The sequence below is a fragment of the Pedobacter sp. SYP-B3415 genome (genome assembly GCF_004138205.1).
Lineage (GTDB): Bacteria > Bacteroidota > Bacteroidia > Sphingobacteriales > Sphingobacteriaceae > Pedobacter.
On sequence record NZ_RXNQ01000033.1, the window covers coordinates 203,376 to 222,003 of the forward strand.

The 18,628-nt window shown below is 48.3% G+C and carries 15 protein-coding genes; 8 read left to right on the forward strand and 7 right to left on the reverse strand.

The genetic code is table 11. From position 1 onward, the window contains the following. Positions 1-255 precede the first annotated feature (255 nt). Positions 256-2,928 (forward strand): valine--tRNA ligase, encoded by a 2,673-nt coding sequence (locus EJV45_RS14355; protein ID WP_129716538.1) that lies wholly within the window; start codon positions 256-258, stop codon positions 2,926-2,928. On the opposite strand, the gene EJV45_RS14360 is transcribed toward EJV45_RS14355, so the two are convergent. Both EJV45_RS14360 and EJV45_RS14365 read right to left on the reverse strand, forming a co-directional pair. Beyond that, positions 2,925-3,533, reverse strand: coding sequence for an HPP family protein (locus EJV45_RS14360; protein ID WP_129716540.1), 609 nt, complete (start codon positions 3,531-3,533; stop codon positions 2,925-2,927). The two genes, EJV45_RS14355 and EJV45_RS14360, sit on opposite strands and share 4 nt — an antisense overlap. Beyond that, positions 3,534-3,995, reverse strand: a complete 462-nt coding sequence (locus tag EJV45_RS14365; protein WP_129716541.1) for a type I restriction enzyme HsdR N-terminal domain-containing protein — start codon at positions 3,993-3,995, stop codon at positions 3,534-3,536. It abuts the gene before it with no gap. Positions 3,996-4,079: 84 nt separating this feature from the next. Between EJV45_RS14365 and holA the strand changes: the two genes are divergently transcribed. From holA to EJV45_RS14380, 3 genes are all read left to right on the forward strand, one after another. Next, on the forward strand, positions 4,080-5,090 hold the full coding sequence (gene holA, locus EJV45_RS14370; RefSeq protein ID WP_129716543.1) for a DNA polymerase III subunit delta: 1,011 nt from the start codon (positions 4,080-4,082) through the stop codon (positions 5,088-5,090). 107 nt (positions 5,091-5,197) lie between these two features. Next, entirely contained in the window at positions 5,198-7,759 is a 2,562-nt protein-coding gene (locus tag EJV45_RS14375) for a zinc-dependent metalloprotease (RefSeq protein WP_129716545.1), read from the forward strand. A 149-nt stretch (positions 7,760-7,908) separates the two neighbouring features. Beyond that, positions 7,909-8,313: an EVE domain-containing protein gene (locus EJV45_RS14380; protein ID WP_129716547.1), complete on the forward strand. Its 405-nt coding sequence runs from the start codon at positions 7,909-7,911 to the stop codon at positions 8,311-8,313. A 139-nt stretch (positions 8,314-8,452) separates the two neighbouring features. On the opposite strand, the gene EJV45_RS14385 is transcribed toward EJV45_RS14380, so the two are convergent. Together EJV45_RS14385 and EJV45_RS14390 are read right to left on the reverse strand one after the other, a co-directional pair. Continuing rightward, positions 8,453-9,634, reverse strand: coding sequence for a cation:proton antiporter (locus EJV45_RS14385; RefSeq protein WP_129716549.1), 1,182 nt, complete (start codon positions 9,632-9,634; stop codon positions 8,453-8,455). 45 nt (positions 9,635-9,679) lie between these two features. Continuing rightward, positions 9,680-10,201 (reverse strand): acyl-CoA thioesterase, encoded by a 522-nt coding sequence (locus EJV45_RS14390; RefSeq protein ID WP_129716551.1) that lies wholly within the window; start codon positions 10,199-10,201, stop codon positions 9,680-9,682. Positions 10,202-10,319: 118 nt separating this feature from the next. Here EJV45_RS14390 and amyA point away from each other — a divergent pair, with 118 nt between their 5' ends. Continuing rightward, complete coding sequence (amyA, locus tag EJV45_RS14395; protein ID WP_240755291.1) at positions 10,320-11,849, forward strand: alpha-amylase; 1,530 nt, start codon at positions 10,320-10,322, stop codon at positions 11,847-11,849. A gap of 55 nt (positions 11,850-11,904) precedes the next feature. Here amyA and EJV45_RS14400 read toward each other — a convergent pair whose 3' ends face one another. The 3 genes from EJV45_RS14400 to EJV45_RS14410 all read right to left on the reverse strand — a co-directional run bounded on the left by EJV45_RS14400 (position 11,905) and on the right by EJV45_RS14410 (position 14,170). Beyond that, entirely contained in the window at positions 11,905-12,957 is a 1,053-nt protein-coding gene (locus EJV45_RS14400; protein ID WP_129716553.1) for a quinone-dependent dihydroorotate dehydrogenase, read from the reverse strand. A 104-nt stretch (positions 12,958-13,061) separates the two neighbouring features. Further along, on the reverse strand, positions 13,062-13,709 hold the full coding sequence (locus EJV45_RS14405; RefSeq protein WP_129716555.1) for an NAD(P)-dependent oxidoreductase: 648 nt from the start codon (positions 13,707-13,709) through the stop codon (positions 13,062-13,064). A 50-nt stretch (positions 13,710-13,759) separates the two neighbouring features. Beyond that, a complete protein-coding gene (locus EJV45_RS14410) occupies positions 13,760-14,170 on the reverse strand; it encodes an Rrf2 family transcriptional regulator (protein ID WP_129716558.1) in 411 nt (136 codons plus the stop codon). A 122-nt stretch (positions 14,171-14,292) separates the two neighbouring features. On the opposite strand from EJV45_RS14410, the gene EJV45_RS14415 reads away from it, so the two are divergent. The 3 genes from EJV45_RS14415 to EJV45_RS14425 all read left to right on the forward strand — a co-directional run bounded on the left by EJV45_RS14415 (position 14,293) and on the right by EJV45_RS14425 (position 18,599). Continuing rightward, positions 14,293-16,203 (forward strand): ABC-F family ATP-binding cassette domain-containing protein, encoded by a 1,911-nt coding sequence (locus tag EJV45_RS14415; RefSeq protein WP_129716750.1) that lies wholly within the window; start codon positions 14,293-14,295, stop codon positions 16,201-16,203. Positions 16,204-16,207: 4 nt separating this feature from the next. Beyond that, positions 16,208-17,494 carry a DUF5103 domain-containing protein gene (locus EJV45_RS14420; protein ID WP_165305065.1) on the forward strand — a complete coding sequence of 429 codons (1,287 nt, stop codon included), beginning with the start codon at positions 16,208-16,210 and terminating at the stop codon, positions 17,492-17,494. Between the two features lie 151 nt (positions 17,495-17,645). Continuing rightward, the gene (locus EJV45_RS14425; RefSeq protein WP_129716562.1) at positions 17,646-18,599 is read left to right on the forward strand and encodes an SUMF1/EgtB/PvdO family nonheme iron enzyme; all 954 of its coding nucleotides are present in this window, start codon (positions 17,646-17,648) and stop codon (positions 18,597-18,599) included. Positions 18,600-18,628: the final 29 nt, after the last annotated feature.

Sequence of the window (18,628 nt, forward strand, 5' to 3'; positions counted from 1 at the left end):
TGAACCAATAGTACAGCTTGTCTATGCCCAACCGCCTCAAAAGCTCCCCGGAGAACAAGAAGTGTTTCAAAGTTTTCATTCTGAATAAGTTAATACCTGATTAACACTTTTTAACACAATTTATTGTGTGTAAACTGAAAAAATCCTACTAGCCACGGTATTCCTTACTTAGACGGGTTAAGTTCGAATTGGATCAGCAGCTTTAGCCTTTCAGCATAAATCTGTATTTTTACAACCCAAAATCTGAGCAAAAGAATGAGCATTTCTACGAAGTACGATCCACAGTCAACTGAAGATAAATGGTACAGCTACTGGCTGGCCAAAAAGTTTTTTCATTCTGAGCCTGATGATCGTGAACCTTACACGATCGTGATCCCGCCGCCGAACGTAACGGGCGTGCTGCACATGGGGCACATGCTGAACAACACCATTCAGGACGTGCTGATCAGGAAAGCGCGTATGGAAGGCAAAAATGCTTGCTGGGTACCGGGAACCGACCACGCTTCTATTGCAACCGAAGCAAAAGTAGTCGCCATGCTGAAAGAGCAGGGTATAAACAAAAAAGATCTTTCCCGCGAGGAATTCTTAAAGTATGCCTGGGAATGGAAAGAAAAATACGGCGGAATTATTCTTGAACAATTGAAGAAGTTGGGCGCAAGCTGCGACTGGGACCGCACCCGGTTCACGATGGAAGAGGATCTTTCTGAAGCTGTGATCGATTCTTTCATTCACCTGTATAAAAAGGGCTGGATCTACCGGGGAATCCGCATGATCAACTGGGACCCCCAGGGCAAAACTGCCGTTTCTGATGAAGAGGTGATCCGCAAGGAGGTAAATCAAAAGCTTTTTTACATCCGCTATGAGGTAAAATCCGACGGCGGCGTACAGGAGTTTCTTACAATAGCAACGACCAGACCGGAAACGATTATGGCTGATGCCGCCATTTGTATCAATCCGAATGATCCCCGTTATGCCCATTTACGCGGCAAAACCGTTCATATTCCGATCATTAACCGGGAAATTCCGATTATCGAGGATGAGTATGTAGACATGGAGTTTGGTACCGGCTGTCTGAAGGTTACACCGGCTCACGATCTGAACGACTATGAGCTGGGTATTCGCCATAAGTTGCCGGTGATTGACATTCTGAACGATGATGGTACCCTGAATGAACTTGCTGTGATCCTGGTGGGTGAAGACCGGTTTGCTGCCAGGAAAAAGATCGGCGCCATGCTTGAAGAAGGCGGGCACCTGGAAAAAATCGAAGAGTATAAATCGCAGGTTGGTTTTTCAGAACGCACTGATGCCGTTATCGAGCCCAGGCTGAGTCTTCAGTGGTTCTGTAAAATGGGTGAGCTTGTTAAACCTGCACTTGAAGATGTTTTAAACGGTGAGATCAGGCTGATTCCTGAAAAATTCATCAATACCTATCGGCATTGGATGGAGAATGTCAGGGACTGGAACATCAGCCGGCAGTTGTGGTGGGGGCAACGTATTCCCGCCTGGTATGATGATAAGGGTAACTGGGTTGTAGCCAAAACGCGTGAAGAGGCGCTCGAAGCGTTCTGGGAACAGAAACACCTTGACGAAGATCCGGCTGCAGATAAAGAAGGTTTTAAAAATCAGCTTGCCGGTTTTATCCGGCAGGATGACGATGTACTCGACACCTGGTTTTCCTCGTGGTTGTGGCCCATCTCGGTGTTTGACGGATTTAAAAACCCGGATAACCCGGAGATCAACTATTACTATCCGACCAATGACCTGATTACGGCACCCGAAATTCTGTTTTTCTGGGTGGCAAGGATGATCATGGCCGGTCATGAGTTCAGAGGGCAGAAACCGTTTACAAATGTTTACCTGACGGGTATTGTGCGCGACAAGCTGGGTCGTAAGATGTCGAAGTCGCTGGGTAATTCGCCAGACCCGATCGGTCTGATTGAAAAGTATGGGGCAGATGGTGTACGTGTAGGTATGCTGTTGTGTTCCCCTGCTGGGAATGACCTGATGTTCGATGAAAGCTATTGCGAGCAAGGCCGCAACTTTGCAAATAAGGTTTGGAATGCATTTCGACTTGTAAAAGGCTGGGAAGTAAACAGCGATCTAGAGAATCCGAACCAACAGGCCATTACCTGGTTTGAAAACCGTTTTAACCAGGCTTTGGCCGAAATCGAAGACGATTTCAGGCAGTACCGGCTGTCGGAAGCACTGATGTCAATCTACAAACTTGTCTGGGATGATTTCTGCGCCTGGTACCTGGAGATGGTAAAGCCTGCTTATCTGCAGCCGATCGATCAACAGACGTATGAAGCCACAGTGAGTTATTTTGAAAAGATAGTATGCCTGCTACATCCGTTTATGCCTTTCCTGACCGAAGAGCTTTATCACGACGAGATTTTTGGGAAACGTGCCGAACTGGATTGCTGTATTGTTGCCGCGTACCCAAGGGCTGCAGCGGCAGACAGTGCCATGCTTAAAGATGCGGAGGTGATTAAAAACCTTGTTGCTGAGATCCGCAATGTCCGGAATCAAAAACAGCTATCGCCGAAAGAGGCGCTGAACCTGCAGATCAAAGTGAATTCAGGTCTCGATTATGAAAGATGGCTGAATATCGTTTTCAAACTTGCGAACATTGCCGAGGTTGAATTTGTGAACGATAAGATTCCAGGCGCGTTGAGCTTCCGAGCGGGAACAGACGAGTTTTTTATCCCGATGGAGGAGAATATTGATGCAGAGGCTGAAAGAGAGCGTTTAAATACAGAGCTTGTGTATCTTCAGGGTTTCCTGAAGTCTGTTGAAGCCAAACTTGGCAACGAACGTTTTGTGCAGAATGCAAAGCCTGAGATTGTTCAGAACGAGCGAAATAAGCAAGCAGATGCGCTGGCTAAAATTAAAATCATCGAAGAAAGCCTGGCTTTGCTCAAAGCTTAAGCCGCCTGCTTTCTTCGTTTTGTATATACCCGGATCTTTCGCAAGGTCCGGGTAAATTTTTTACTGGTAGGGTAACTGCGGTGCCGCGTCAGGTTATTAAAAACAAGGGCAAAAATCAGCAGGATCAATACACCCGACAGGACGGGGCTCAGAACATAGAGATACCCGAGGCTTTTTATCTTTTCCGGCCCGGCTACGGCAATCAGGGCTGTTGCGCCTCCCGGCGGATGCATGGTCCGGCTCATCTGCATACCCACTATCGAAAGGGAAACCGCTAAAGGGGCGGCAAGCCACAATGTTTCGGGCAATAACTTACAGACTGAAACGCCAATCAGGGCAGAAAGCACATGCCCGCCCACAAGGTTACGGGGCTGCGCCAGCGGACTCTGAATGGCACCATACACCAGTACACTCGAAGCGCCAAACGATCCGATAAGAAATACGTAGTCCTGGATCCCGCCGCTGAGGTGGTTGCACAAAGCAATACACGCAATAGCAGCGAACGAACCGATAAAGGCCCAGACATGCTCCCGGAAATCGATGAGCGTTTCTTTATACAGGATAAACCGCGAAACCCGCAGTCCCCTTTTAATTCTTTTTCTCATTTATAACTCTTCATAAACCGGCAGTTTTTCAAAGAATTGAAACAAGCCGGCATCATGGTCAATGCGTGCGTAGTAGTGGTTGAGGCCGTTCGTTACAGCAAGCCACCGCGCTTTATGGACAAGGTTGTACCGGGCTGCCTGGTCGAACACCTTCTGGTCTATGCGCACACCGGGTGCCTTACATTCCACCAGAACTACCTTGTTGCCTTGCCTGTCGTATACCAGCAGGTCGCTTCGTTTTTGCATCTGGTGTAATTGCAGCCCGCCTTCGATGCGGATCAGTGTTTTCGGAAAAGCATGCGCTGAGGCGAGAAACTGGATAAAATGCTGCCTTACCCACTCCTCTGGTGTAAGGAACAGGTGTTTTTTTCGAATTTCGTCAAATATGTATGTATTGCCGTCCTTCTCCGTGAGGCGGAAAGGGTAGGGCGGCAGGTTTAAAGGAACGGGTTCAAAAGACATCTCTGATGCGGAAGCGGGTATACCGCTTCGTCATGTTGGTAATTTTTAAACAAATGGTGCCGCAATATCGTAATTTTGCCGCCAATGACGGCTGCCGAAATTATCAAAGAACTGAAAGCACGGAAATTCCGGCCTGTATACCTGCTGCATGGCGAGGAACCGTATTATATTGACGAGCTGACGGGTTATATTGAAGCGCATGTATTGAGCGATGCCGAGAAAGGTTTTAATCAGACGGTGCTGTACGGGAAAGACACCGATATGGCAACTATTTTAAATGCGGCCAAACGTTACCCGATGATGTCTGATTATCAGGTTGTCATTGTTAAAGAAGCACAGGATCTGAAGTGGTCTGACAGCAAGGCCGAAGAATTTGTTCTCGCCTACTTCGAAAAACCCCTCCCGAGTACCATTCTGGTCCTGGCTTATAAGTACGGCAATTTTGACAAACGAAAAAAGATCTATAAGGCAATCGACAAAACCGGCCTGATTTTTCAGTCTGAGGTTGTTCGCGATTACAAGCTTGTTCCCTGGATCGAAGAGCTCATCGCTTCCCGTGGCTGTAAGATCGAACCGCAGGCCTCTGCACTGATGGCCGAATACCTTGGTGCTGATCTCAGCAAAATCTCGAATGAGGTAGATAAGCTTCTTCTGAACCTGGGCAAGGGTGTTACCATTACTACCGATCACATACAGCGTAACATAGGCATAAGCAAAGAGTATAATGTTTTTGAATTACAAAAGGCCCTCGCTGCGCGCGATGTGCTTAAATGTAACCGCATTATCAATTATTTTGCGGCCAACCCCAAAGCCAACCCGCTTGTCATGGTAATGGCAAACCTGAATGGTTATTTTACAAAGGTTCTCAAATATCACTATCTTTCAAACAAAGCCGATGCACCTAAGGAGCTTGGTGTAAGTCCTTATTTCATAAAGGATTATGAGCTAGCCGCACGAAGTTATCCTGGTGGTAAGGTGTTTCAGATCATTTCATTGCTGCGCGAATACGATCTGAAAAGCAAGGGTGTAGACAGTACGGGCAACACCAGTGATGGCGACCTGCTTAAAGAGTTGCTGTTTAAGATTATGCATTAGCCGTGGCACAACACATGAAAAAGCGGCCTGTAACGGTAACGTTATATCGATTTGTGAACAGGTAACAGTGTTTACATTATTTTAGCATTCCATTTAAACTTATTAGCATGAAGAAAAATTTACTTGCCCTGGCGGTGGCTATTGCCGCTACAAGCTGGTCTGCGCATGCCCAAAACCGTCCGGCGGGTGCCGATACAGTGAGGCGGGCACCTGGCGGCACCTTCGGGATGCCCGGCGCTACGCAGCGCGCTCAACCAAAGCCATATGAGTCAGTCATTACAAACAAAGCGCTGACCCGCAAGGGCATGATTACATCACATAAGGTAGAAGACAAATTTTACTTTGAAATCCCTGATTCGATCCTGAACCGGGATATCCTGGTTGTTAGCCGTATCTCAAAGGCCGGTGCGGAGGTACGCGGCGCTTCAGGCTACGCGGGCGATGATATCGGCAGCCGTGTAATCCGTTTTGAAAAGGCTCCGAACAACCGCATTTTTATGCGTAAAATGTCGTTCCGTACTTTCAGTGCAGACAGTACTGCCGATATGTACCAGAGTTTACAGCGTTCAAATGTACAGGCAATTGCAGCGGCATTTAACGTTGCAGCCTATACACCGTCAAAAAACGGAAGTGTGATCGACATGACCGACTATCTGAATCAGGATAATGATATCTTCTTTTTTGCAAGTCCGATGTACAAGACCAGGTTCAGACTTGGCATGCAGCAATCAGACAGGAGTTATATTCAGAATATCAGAAGTTTCCCAACAAACGTAGAGATCAGCACGGTTAAAACGTATGCATTAACTGCACCGAGTTCTGGTGCCTTTGGTGCACCTGCGTCGCCTATGGCAGCAATGGTTTCGGGATCAAATACGGTTGAGCTGAACAGTTCAATGGTTCTGCTCCCAAAAGTACCGATGAAACCGCGTTACTTTGATCCGCGCGTAGGTTATTTCGCCGTTGGTTATACCGACTTTGATCAGAACCCGCAGGGTGTGAAAGAAATCGAGCTGGTTAAACGCTGGAGGCTTGAGCCAAAAGCTGCTGATATGGCAAAATACAAGCGCGGCGAACTGGTTGAGCCTGCAAAGCCAATCGTATTTTATATTGATCCGGCCACTCCGAAAAAATGGGTGCCGTATCTGATCGCAGGGGTTAATGACTGGCAAAAAGCTTTTGAAAAGGCAGGCTTCAAAAATGCAATTATTGGTAAAATGGCGCCAACGGCTAAAGAAGACTCAACATGGAGCCTTGATGATGCCCGCCACTCGGCAATTGTTTACAAACCTTCTGAAATTCCGAATGCAAGTGGTCCGAGTATCTCAGATCCGCGCAGCGGCGAAATCATGGAAAGCCATATCAACTGGTACCATAACGTAATGAAACTTGTGCATGACTGGTATATGATCCAGACAGCAGCCGTTGATCCGCGTGCCCGCAAAATGACATTCAGCGATGAATTGATGGGAGACCTGATCCGTTTCGTTTCGTCGCACGAGGTTGGCCACACCCTTGGTCTTCGCCATAACTATGGATCAAGCTCTACAGTAGATGTGGAAAAACTTCGTGACAAAGCATGGGTAGAAGCAAACGGCCACACGCCATCTATCATGGACTATGCCCGCTTCAATTATGTGGCACAGCCTGAAGATAAAATTTCGAAGAAAGGCCTTTATCCGCGGATCGGCGACTACGATAAGTGGGCAATTGAGTGGGGATACCGCGTGCTGCCGGGAAAAGGTGGGGCATCTGAGATTGCCGAATTGAACAAGATGACGCTTAAGGCTGCCGAAAATCCAAGATTGTGGTTTGGTACAGAAGTAAATCCTGACGATCCCCGTTCGCAAAACGAGGACCTTAGCGGCAATGCGATGAAAGCAAGCACGTATGGTATCAAAAACCTAAAGGTTATTCTGAAAAGCTTACCCGAATGGACCCGCGAGTCAAACGAAGGTTATGGCAACCTGTCAAATATGTACGGCCAGCTTACTACACAGTTTGGACGTTATATGGGCCACGTGACCAAAAATATCGGCGGGATCATGGAAACACCAAAAACAGTTGAACAAAGCGGATCGGTGTATGTACGTACACCAGCTGAGACGCAGCGTGAAGCGATGGCGTTCCTGAACGAAAACCTGTTTAAAACACCAATGTGGATGATAGACCAGTCCGTTCTTGATCAGATTGACGAGAATCCACTGGAAGTAGTCGGCAGACAGCAAAATACGACCTTGTCGCGGCTGGTAAGCAGCTATACAATTCTGAAGCTTGTTTCTGCCGAAGCGGCCGATGGAGCAAAAGCTTATAAAGCAACCGACCTTCTTGGCGATCTGCAGAAGAATATTTTTACTGAGCTGAACACCAATCAGGCTGTTGACGTGTACCGTCGTAACCTGCAGAAGATCTACGTTGATAAACTGATCGGGATCGTTAAACCAGCACCTGTGTCGCAAGCTTCTGCTGCCATGGGCCGCGGCTCAGCCGGAGGCCCGTCGCGGGCGGTGACTGCCAGTAACAGTGATGTTGTTTCGGTTGTAAAAGGCCAGCTACGCGAGCTGCAGGCCAGGCTGAAAACAGCTTCGGGTTCTGCAAACGGCATGACCAAATACCATCTGGAAGATCTTTCAGACCGTATCGAAGCTGCGCTTGATGCGAAAGGATAAAAGTTGAGTTTTGAGGAAAAAAGTCCTGCACCGGTGGTGCAGGACTTTTTTTTGGCACGCGCGGGACGCGCGCGCCAGCTTTTTTTTACGGCACGCGCAGGACGCGCGCCAATAGAATTTTAGTAGATTTGGAGCCTAAAATCAATCGTATGAACTACTGGCTGGTTAAATCAGAACCACATAAATACTCCTGGGAAAAGTTTAATGAGGACAAACGTACGTTTTGGGACGGGGTGCGAAACTACCAGGCCCGGAACAACCTGCGCGACATGCGCGAAGGTGATTTGGTACTCTTTTATCATAGTAATGAGGGTAAATGTGTAGTTGGCGTAGCCAAAGTGGTACAGGAGTCTTATCAGGACCCGACAACTACCGATACGAACTGGCTCGTAGTTGATCTTTCTCCTGTAGAAAGCCTGAAAAAACCGGTCACGCTTGAACAGATCAAAGCCGAGCCTGCATTGAAAGATATTTCGCTGGTGCGTCAGGGACGGCTCTCGGTTATGCCATTACGTGCGGACGAATTTGATAAAATCCTTGAAATGGGCAGTTAGCGGTCGGGGCAGCACCTTTCAGGCTCAAACCCGATTGCCGTGGAAAGCCCGCAGCGAGGAACGAGCGCGGACTTGAAACAGAAAGCGGGGCTGTTCTTCGCCAAAAGCGCCGGACCCTGCTTTTCAAAACAGTCTTATTTTAACGGGTGGCGACGCTTTTGCCGGTTGCTAACAGGCCGATGCTCATGATCAGGCTCGAACCCAGCACGACGACAAAAAGAAAAGGTGTGCCGATCTCCGGTATTTTGATCGAATTTGGCAAATTGTAATATAGTAATATGCTGATCAGGCCTCTGGGGGCTATAAATACCTCCGGACTCACACCATCCCGCCTTACGAATTTCAAATACAGAAATCTGATTACATATATTGAAATCAGGATAAACAGTCCGTTTACAAGCACGAGCTGATCATTTAAGGCATAAACATTCATTGTGAAGCCAAACATCACAAAAAAGAATGTCCGGATAATAAAAGCGCTTTCGGCAGATAACTGGTAAAGCTGCGACAGGTCTGTCTGCAGGTTTTTATAAATGAAAATACTCCTGAAATAGGCATGGTTGATGGCATCTGCATTGTTGAGAAACAGGCCGAATGAAAGAATCAGGATGAGTGCAGACAGATGGTATGACTGACCGATTGCATATACCAGGATCAGGATACTGATGATCAGGAAAAACTTGATGTGGTGCGAGATGCGGCCCATCAGATAGATGAGCAGGATGCAGGAAACTGCAGAAACAAGCACGATCAGGACGGTACTCAACGCCAGGCCCGTAAACGAACTCACCGAAATGTGCTGATTGGAAACCGCGAAGTTAAATACAATGACACCGAGGATATCTGAAAATGAGGACTCATAAATAATGTATTCCTTTCCTCTTTTGTCGAGGGCCGCTGCAGAGGGAATGGCAATTGCGGAACTGATTACGCTGAACGGAATTGCATTCGTAAAGCAGGTATACAAAGGCAGACCTGTAATCTGGTAGATAATATAAGTGATAACCGATACCGTTGCCAGCAGTATAAAGAATGCCGATAAAAAGGCTCCTTTGATCAGCCTGTTTTTCTGTTTTTCGTACTTCAATTCGAGCGAGCCTTCAAACACGATCAGGATAAGTCCGACCGTGCCAAGTGTGGGCAGAATTGACAGAAAATCGAATGTTTTGATTGCGAGACGGTCTACCAGCAATCGCAGGCCGATGCCGAGAAGCAGCAACAGCAGCACCGAGGGCAGCCGTGTTTTGCTTGCAACAAGGTCGAAGAGATACGAGAAGATAACCAGTCCGCTAAGAATGATCAGTATGGTGTATGTGGTCATAGAGGTTTGCTAAATGGTCACATTGCGGGATGAATTGCAGGCCGGCTACTCAGCAGCAAATAGTGCACGAAGCTCTTTCGCATCTTTTGCCTGCATTTTACCGCCAAGCACCAGGCGCAGCTGCCTCCGCCTGAGCGCCCCTTCAAACAGCTCAATCTCTTCGGGCGTTTCCGGTTTCAGCTCAGGAACGGGAATGGTGCGCGCACTTTGATCGACAGCCACAAAGGTGTAATAAGCTTCGTTTGATTTGATACGGTGCCCCGAGGGGATGTTTTCTGCCCACACGTCAAGCCGTACCTCAACTGAAGTATTGAAAGCGCGCGTAACCTTGGCCTCGATCGTGATAACATCACCGAGCTTGATAGGCTGCTTGAATGATACATTGTCTACTGAGGCCGTTACGACGATACGGTTGCAATGTTTCTGAGCAGAAATCGCTGCGGCGATGTCCATCCAATGCAGAAGCCGGCCGCCCATCAGGTTGTTTAAGGTGTTGGTATCATTCGGCAGTACCAGTTCATTCATCACAACCAGCGACTCGCTGGCAGCCTTTGCTTTTAAACTCATATAACAAAAGTAACAAAATAGGCCGGCTTTCCGGGTCGGCCGGGGGAAATCGAAACGCTTACAGAACAATCGGGAATGAAAGATGTTATATCTCCGCATTGACCAAACAGCATTTGATATGCCTGAATCAGCAGGGCAGTGCACCGCGCCTATGAACAATCAACTACTCATACAATATTTTCATTGGTACTACAATGAAGACCAACTTCTCTGGGAAAAGGTAAAGAACGACGCCGGCTGGCTTTCAGAGCTGGGAATTACGCTGCTCTGGCTTCCGCCAACATATAAAGGGAGGGAGGGAGCAAACTGCATTGGTTATGAGCCTTATGATCTTTTTGATATTGGCGAGTTTGATCAGAAAGGCAGCGTGGCTACACGTTATGGCGACCGAAGCCAGTATGAGGCGGCCGTTGCGGCCCTCCGTTCACACGGTGTTGGTACCGTGGCAGATGTAGTCTTTAATCACAAAGCCGGGGGCGATGAGCTCGAACGTGTAACCGTTCGCCGCGTTGATCCGAATAACCGTGAAGCGTTTATTTCTGAAGACTTCGAGATCGATGCCTGGACAAAATTTACATTTCCGGGCCGAAAGGGTAAGCATTCAGCGTTTATCTGGGATTTTCATTGCTTTAGTGGCGTAGACTGGGCCGAGGATCTGCAGGAAAGCGCTATTTTTTCTATTCAGAACCAATACGGGGAAGGCTGGGAACCGGTGCCAAGCACGGAAAACGGAAACTACGACTTTCTGATGTTCGACGATATTGATTTCCGCAATAACAATGTCAGGGAAGAACTGAAGCATTGGGGTTCCTGGTATCTGGAGAGTTTTAAACCGGCAGGTTTCAGACTGGATGCGGTTAAACACATCAATACCGGTTTTGTAAACGAATGGGTAGATCATATCAACGCTGTCAGTGAAGAACCCTTATTTATCGTTGCAGAAAACTGGAGCGTTGAGAGTTTGCAGGCACTTGAAGATTACCTTGACGCCACTGGCTCCCGGTTCCAGTTGTTTGACTCGATGCTTCATCACAACCTCTACCAGGCGTCGATTCAGGGAGAAGCGTACGATCTGAGCCAGATATTAAACAATACACTCGTGTCAACGCGGCCTGAACGGGCGGTTACCTTTGTAGATAACCACGATACACAACCGCTGCAGTCGCTGGAATCTTACGTGGATTTCTGGTTCCGGCCACTGGCGTACGCGCTCATTTTGCTGCGCGAACAGGGTATACCATGCCTGTTCTTCCCTGACTTGTACGGGGCTATCTATCAGGATGCCGGCGCGGAAGGTGAAGAGCACGAAATTATGCTGGCCAAAGTCGAAGAATTACCCGTTCTGGCCAAGGTACGCGCGCAGCTCGCATACGGGATGCAGCGTGATTATTTCGATTTCCCGAGCTGTATCGGCTGGACCCGCGAAGGCGATGCTGAAAAACCTCAGTCTGGCTTTGCTGTCATCATGAGCAACGGCACGGAAGGGTTTAAAGATATGGAGATGGGCGCGGCCTTCGCAGGGAAAACAATGGTAGATGTGCTTGGCAAACGCGAAGGTGAGGTCATCGTGAACGAGGAGGGCTGGGGAAGCTTTCACTGCGCTGCAGGAAGCGTTTCGGTATGGGTGTTAAAAGACGCGAGCCTCTAGGCTGCGGTAACCGCAGCCTGATCCATTGGATTTTGGCCAATGGACGGTGGCCGGATTAAGATCGACCGATGCCCTGAAATTTCAGGATCGCCTTACAAATACGTTTAATAAGTCCCGGGCCTTCATAAATAAAACCGGTATAAAGCTGCAATAGCGCTGCGCCGGCGTTTAATTTCTCAAGGGCGTCTTCGGCAGAGTGAATACCACCCACGCCAATAATCGGAAAAGCACCGCCAGATTTGTCATGCAGATACCTGATCACTTCTGTTGAACGTTTGCGCACGGGTTTTCCGCTCAGTCCGCCGGCCTGTTCAGTGAGCGAGCGTTCAGCTCTCAGGTTATGCCTGTCAATCGTGGTGTTTGTCGCGATAATGCCGGCAATCCCGGTCTCCCTGACAATTTCAATGATGTCATCAAGTTGTTCATTCGTCAGATCGGGAGCAATTTTAAGCAGGATCGGCCTTGACAGGTCGTTTTTCCTGTTCCGCTGCTGCAGGGTATTTAAGATATGCATCAGCGGTTCCTTTTCCTGAAGGGCACGCAAACCCGGTGTATTCGGCGAGCTTACGTTGACAACGAAATAGTCGACAACGTCAAACAGCCTGTCGAAACATTTGATATAGTCACTCACCGCGTCTTCATTCGGTGTGTTTTTGTTTTTGCCGATGTTCCCGCCAACCACAATACCAGGTTCTTTCTGTTTGAGCAGCCGCAGCCGCTCTGCCATGGTATCTACGCCTTTGTTGTTGAACCCCATGCGGTTGATGATCGCTTCGTCTTCCTGCAGCCGGAACATCCGCGGTTTGTCGTTACCCGGTTGCGGAAGGGGTGTAACGGTGCCAACCTCTATAAATCCAAAGCCAAGACTGCTGAGCGATTCTACGTATTCGCCGTTTTTATCAAAACCGGCGGCAAGGCCAACCGGATTTTTGAAGCGGATACCAAAGACTTCCCGCTCGAGGCCGTGAACATTCACATCAAAGCTGCTGCGAATAATGGTTCTGCCGAGCGGCAGGCTGTCATGCGCCCACCTGAGTCTTTTCACAACGAAGTGATGAATCTTCTCAGGATCAAACTTGAAAAAGATCGGTTTTATGATCCGGTACATAAACGCGAAGATAAGAAGCATTTTCGATATGCAGATATCCCTCCGCGGGCGGATTTGAAAAATCCTTCGCCGTTTCAGGCGAAGGATTTTATGAACAGGCAGAATTAGTAAGCCGCCGTGAACTGCGCCCGGTGGTGTTTGGGCTCTACAACCTCATCTGCAATGACCACGGCAAGATCTTCTACTGACAACACGGACCTGCCATTGGTATCAAATACCGGTGTGGTCCCGCCAAGCCTGAAATTGCCTGTTCTGCCGGTGGTGATTCCGGGATGCATTTCGATTGCCGGACTGAAAAATACCCAGTCTGTGCCCGTTTCGGTTTTCAGGTGATTAAAATAATCACGTACCGCTGTTGCTCCTGCTTTGTATTCGGCAGGAAAGTCCGGGCCGTCTACAAGTTGTTTTCCGTCAATCTGCAGGGTGCCCGCACCGCCGATCACGATAAGCCTGCTAACACCCGCCCGCACCGAGGCCTGCTGAATTGCCTTTGCCCCGGCCAGGTAGTCCTGATAAAGATTCGGGTTGGTCCAGCCTGCATTAAACGCATTGATTACCACATCTGCACCTGCCACCGCTTCGGCTAATGCAGCAACGTCATTGACGTTGGCGGGTCTTTTTGTTACGCCGGCGGCATCTGTGATGTTTACAGGATTTCTGGCAATCGCGATCACGTTTACACCCCGGTTTGTTAGTTCCTGCTGAATGGCTTTCCCCGTAAAACCTGAGGCGCCTATTAGTGCTACTTTCATGTTATTTAATTTATTGTAATAAATATTGTTACAGTTTTAATCAAAAAAAATTACGTGAACCGCTTGCTGAAACTTGCAAGTGTTTCCGATTCAAGCTGGCGTACCAGGGCCTGTTCGGCGCTGTGGTAGACCTCTTCGAGATGTCCGTTGATCTGTTTGCCGACGGGGCATTTGGGATTTGGCTCGGTACGGTTCTCGCCAAGAATGTTTTTCTCGCGCACCGCGTGGTAAACATCTGCCAGGCGTATGTCTGCCGCAGGTTTTGCCAGCGCAGCGCCGCCGTTTTTCCCTTCGCGCGCCTGTACAAAACCATGTTTCCGCAGGTTAATGAGTTCTTTTCGTACCAACACAGGGTTGATGTTGATGCTTCCCGCAAGGTAAGACGAACTCACGTAAGATCCCTGAGCCTGCTGAAGCAGGATCAGAATATGTACGGAAACAGCAAAGCGGCGGTTGTTCATCTGTAATAATTGTTGTTACAGTACAAATGTCTGAAATGTAATTGATATTTCCAAATGCCGGGCATAAGCCGGGGCAGGGCAACTATGCCCCCTCGAAAAAAATGCGTAATTTTGCGGCCTCCATGATTTCCATTAACAATTTAACATTTAACATCGGCGCAAGGGCGCTGTATGACGAGGCAAATCTGCACATCAAACCGGGTGAAAAGATCGGCCTGATCGGCGCAAACGGCACAGGAAAGACCACGCTGCTGAGGCTTATTGTTGGTGATTATTCGCCCTCCTCAGGAAGTATTTCAAAGTCAAAAGACTTAAAGATCGGTTACCTGAACCAGGATTTGCTGTCTTACCAAAGCGACAAAAATATTGTTCATGTAGCCATGGAGGCTTTTACCCGGCAGAACCAGCTGCATACAGAAATAGAGGAAATCCTTAAAAAACTGGAGACAGAATACAGTGACGAGCTGATTACCCGGCTAACAGACCGGCAGCAGGAGTTTGAGCAGTTAGATGGGTACAACATTGAGTACCGCGCGCATGAAATTCTTGCCGGGCTTGGCTTTAGCGAAGGTGATCAGAAACGTCAGCTAGATACATTTTCAGGGGGCTGGCGTATGCGGGTTATGCTAGCCAAAATCCTGCTTCAGCAACCAGATATCCTGCTGCTCGATGAGCCTACCAACCACCTTGACCTTCCATCGATCAAATGGCTCGAAGGTTACCTGGGTAACTTTGAAGGGGCGGTGATCATCGTGTCGCACGACAGGTGGTTTTTGGACCGTGTTATTAAAAAGACCGTAGAATCGCGCAAGGGAAAACTCACCCCATACGCCGGGAATTATACATTTTACCTGGAGGAGAAAGGCATCCGTGAAACGATACAGCGCGGTGAGTTTAAAAACCAGCAGGCGAAGATCAAACAGGAGGAGCGGCTTATCGAGCGTTTCCGTGCGAAGGCTTCAAAAGCGAAGATGGCGCAGTCACGGATCAAGATGCTTGAAAAAATGGATCGCATTGATGACGTTGATGATGATAATCCGGAGGTGAACTTCAGCTTCCGTTTTACGAAGCAGTCGGGCAGGCATGTAGTCAATATCGAACACCTCAGCAAAAGTTATCCGGGCGTTCCCATCCTGAATAACGGTGAAGCCATTATTGAGAAGGGTGATAAGATTGCACTGATCGGTGCCAACGGACGCGGTAAATCTACCCTGTTGAAGATCATTGCCGGGACGGAAACATATGAAGGAAAAGTAGAAACGGGGCATAACGTAACCATGACCTTTTTCTCGCAGCATCAGCTGGAGGCGCTTACGCTTGAAAATACGATTCTTGAGGAATTGCAGTCTTTTGCCCCGACGTACAGCGAAACAAACCTGCGTTCATTGCTGGGATCGTTCCTTTTTACGGGCGATGACGTTTTCAAAAAGATCAAGGTGTTGTCCGGTGGGGAGAAATCGCGCGTAGCGCTTGCCAAAGCATTAACCGCCGATGCGAATTTCTTGATTCTCGACGAGCCAACGAACCACCTTGATATACAGTCTGTGAATATTCTCATCCAGGCACTGCAGCAGTATGAAGGTACCTTCATCATTGTTTCTCACGACAGGTACTTCCTGGATAATATAGCAAATAAGATCTGGTTTATCGAGGAACAGAAGATCAAGGACTATCCTGGTACGTACCAGGAATACGAGGTCTGGAACAGCAAACGTGCAATTCCAAAGGCTGCGCCTATCCCGGTAAAGCAGGAAGAGAAGTCAAGGAAAGACGAGCCAAAGCCTTCTACGCCGAATACTGCGCAGCAACTGAAAAAACTTAATGATGAGCTGGGACGGGTAGAGAAAGAAGTGGAAGAACTTGAAAAAGCGGTAAAGCTTGCTGAAACGGCTCTTGCTGACGAGCAGGTCTACAGCGATCAAAGTAAGCTTGCTGAGGCGAACAAACGTTACCAGGATGCAAAAGGCAGTCTTGACTCAGCCCAGAAGCGCTGGGAAACGCTGGCGGCCGATATTATGGAACTCGAAGGATAACATCATGAACAGGAGCCGGATTTTCGAAATTTTCAGAAACCTCTGCCCGATTAAGATCCTGTTCCTGATCATACCTTTTTTCGCATCGGCACAAAACGGAACTTCTTATGAAAGCCGGGTATACCGGGCAAATATCAAAACTGTTCAGTTTATGCCCGAAGGCCAGGAATCGGTGCTACCGCTTATCCAGCTGAATGGTGCAGGCAGGTTGTTGCTCGGTTTCGACGACCTTGACGGCGGCGTCAAAGATTACTGGTACAGCGTGGAACATTGTACCTGGGATTGGAAATCATCGGGACTTCCGGCTATAGATTACCTGGATGGTCTTTCTGAAGACCGGATTACAGACTATCGCTACGCTTCAGGTACACTGCAGAAGTACACACACTATCAGCTGCAGCTGCCTAATAGTCGCCTGAGGTTCCGTGTAAGCGGTAATTACCTGCTCAAAGTATATGAAGACGGTGATAAGAATAAACAGGTTATCTCTCAACGCTTTTACCTACTAAGTCAGCAGATCGGGATATCTATGCAGTCGGGTGCCTCTCCGGAGGTAGCTGCACGCGACCGCAGGCAAAAGATCGACTTTGTCTTGTCGCCCGCTATGGCGATACAAAACCCATCTGCCGATATCAAGGTTGTGGTGACACAAAATAACATACCGTTATCAGCTAACTTCAGTACACGGCCATTGTTCATTAAACCGGGACAACTGTTATATACAGATCCTGCGACAAATGATTTTTGGGCTGGTAACGAGTTTCGTAAGTTTGATACCCGAAACATCCGCGCTCCGCTTTCAGGGGTGAAACAGATCGATAAATCGAATCCGGTAAACGTAACGCTCTTTACCGATCAGCCACTTGACCGGCAGGCCTACAGCAATCAGGCTGATGAAGACGGAAAGTTTTTTATTCAGCATGCAGACGGCCGCGACCCGCAGACCGAAAACGATTATACCATGGTACGGTTCAGTCTTCAGGGATCGCTTAACCCGGATCAGGACATGTATGTGGCCGGCATGTTTAGCAATTACAGCCTTAGCGCGCCTTACCGAATGCAATACGATGCGCAGCGGAAAGTCTACTTTCTTGACCTGTTGCTTAAACAGGGATTGTACAATTATAAATACCTGATGGTAGACCGGCGAACGGGTAAAACGGATGCGCAGTTTCCCGAAGGCTCTTTTTTTCAGACGATCAATTCCTACCAGGGTTTTGTGTATTACCGCAAGCCGGGCAGCCGCTGGGACGAACTGAGCGGCTTTGCTGAAATCCAGGTACGCAGGTAATTCCCCCTGCGGGCGACGTATACAAAATTGACAGTCAGACGGTTTGTAACAAAAATGTTTGGATACCGGGAAATGTTTGAGCCCCGGTTTTGCTATTTTAGAAGCGCTTTCGCGACCGTACTGAAAAGTTGATACGTTTTTAACCACACAAATGAAATTTCATGAATTGATTGTTCTTGCCTGTCTGGCCGGCAGCCTGCCGGGCTATGCGCAAAAGGCATATACACAAAAGATAAACGGTACCCAATTACAATTTGACATGCAGGCCATTCCGGCCGGCTCGTTTCAAATGGGTAGCAAAAGCGGAAAGGCTGACGAGCAACCCGTTCACAATGTAAAGCTTGATCCTTTCTGGATGAGCAAATTTGAAGTAACCTGGGATCTGTTTGAACCGTTTTTGTACAAAGATTATGAGGTACGGCAAAGCGAAGGCCCGGTACCGGCTGAAGTTGATGCAGTGGCCAGGCCGACTAAGCCCTACCTGGATATGACATTTGGTATGGGTAAACTCGGACAGCCTGCGCTTGCAATGACCCAATACAATGCGATTCAGTTCTGCAAATGGCTTTACACCCGCACCGGCGTGTTTTACCGTTTGCCGACAGAGGCAGAATGGGAATATGCCTGCCGCGCGGGAAGTAAAACTGAGTTTAGCTTCGGTAACAATGCCGCTCAGCTCGGAGATTTTGCCTGGTTTAAAGATAATAGCGGCAACAAAACCCATAAGGTCGGAGAAAAGAAACCCAATGCCTGGGGCCTTTATGATATGCACGGCAATGTGGCTGAGTGGACGTTCGATCAATACGAAGAAGATTTTTACAAACAACCCAGGGCTGCGGGAGCCAATCCTGTCGCTGTGCCTGAGAAGTTATACCCTAATGTCGTTAGAGGCGGCTCTTATGATGAAGCTGCTGAAAACCTGCGGTCGGCAGCCCGGCTTGCCTCAGACCCGGCCTGGAAGCAGCTTGACCCGCAGATACCAAAAAGTAACTGGTGGTTCCCGGAAGCGCCCTTTGTTGGCATAAGACTCGTCAGGCCTGCAAAGGCGCCCACGAAGGCGGAAATTGACGCCTATTACAATAAGCCGCCTATAAAAGACTATTAAAATAATCTGACCTGATAAAAACTAAACCA

Coding starts and splice junctions, on each gene's coding strand:
- EJV45_RS14355 (WP_129716538.1), top strand. CDS start 256: ATGAGCATTTCTACGAAGTACGATCCACAGTCAACTGAAGATAAATGG.
- EJV45_RS14360 (WP_129716540.1), bottom strand. CDS start 3,533: ATGAGAAAAAGAATTAAAAGGGGACTGCGGGTTTCGCGGTTTATCCTG.
- EJV45_RS14365 (WP_129716541.1), bottom strand. CDS start 3,995: ATGTCTTTTGAACCCGTTCCTTTAAACCTGCCGCCCTACCCTTTCCGC.
- holA (WP_129716543.1), top strand. CDS start 4,080: ATGACGGCTGCCGAAATTATCAAAGAACTGAAAGCACGGAAATTCCGG.
- EJV45_RS14375 (WP_129716545.1), top strand. CDS start 5,198: ATGAAGAAAAATTTACTTGCCCTGGCGGTGGCTATTGCCGCTACAAGC.
- EJV45_RS14380 (WP_129716547.1), top strand. CDS start 7,909: ATGAACTACTGGCTGGTTAAATCAGAACCACATAAATACTCCTGGGAA.
- EJV45_RS14385 (WP_129716549.1), bottom strand. CDS start 9,634: ATGACCACATACACCATACTGATCATTCTTAGCGGACTGGTTATCTTC.
- EJV45_RS14390 (WP_129716551.1), bottom strand. CDS start 10,201: ATGAGTTTAAAAGCAAAGGCTGCCAGCGAGTCGCTGGTTGTGATGAAT.
- amyA (WP_240755291.1), top strand. CDS start 10,320: ATGCCTGAATCAGCAGGGCAGTGCACCGCGCCTATGAACAATCAACTA.
- EJV45_RS14400 (WP_129716553.1), bottom strand. CDS start 12,957: ATGTACCGGATCATAAAACCGATCTTTTTCAAGTTTGATCCTGAGAAG.
- EJV45_RS14405 (WP_129716555.1), bottom strand. CDS start 13,709: ATGAAAGTAGCACTAATAGGCGCCTCAGGTTTTACGGGGAAAGCCATT.
- EJV45_RS14410 (WP_129716558.1), bottom strand. CDS start 14,170: ATGAACAACCGCCGCTTTGCTGTTTCCGTACATATTCTGATCCTGCTT.
- EJV45_RS14415 (WP_129716750.1), top strand. CDS start 14,293: ATGATTTCCATTAACAATTTAACATTTAACATCGGCGCAAGGGCGCTG.
- EJV45_RS14420 (WP_165305065.1), top strand. CDS start 16,208: ATGAACAGGAGCCGGATTTTCGAAATTTTCAGAAACCTCTGCCCGATT.
- EJV45_RS14425 (WP_129716562.1), top strand. CDS start 17,646: ATGAAATTTCATGAATTGATTGTTCTTGCCTGTCTGGCCGGCAGCCTG.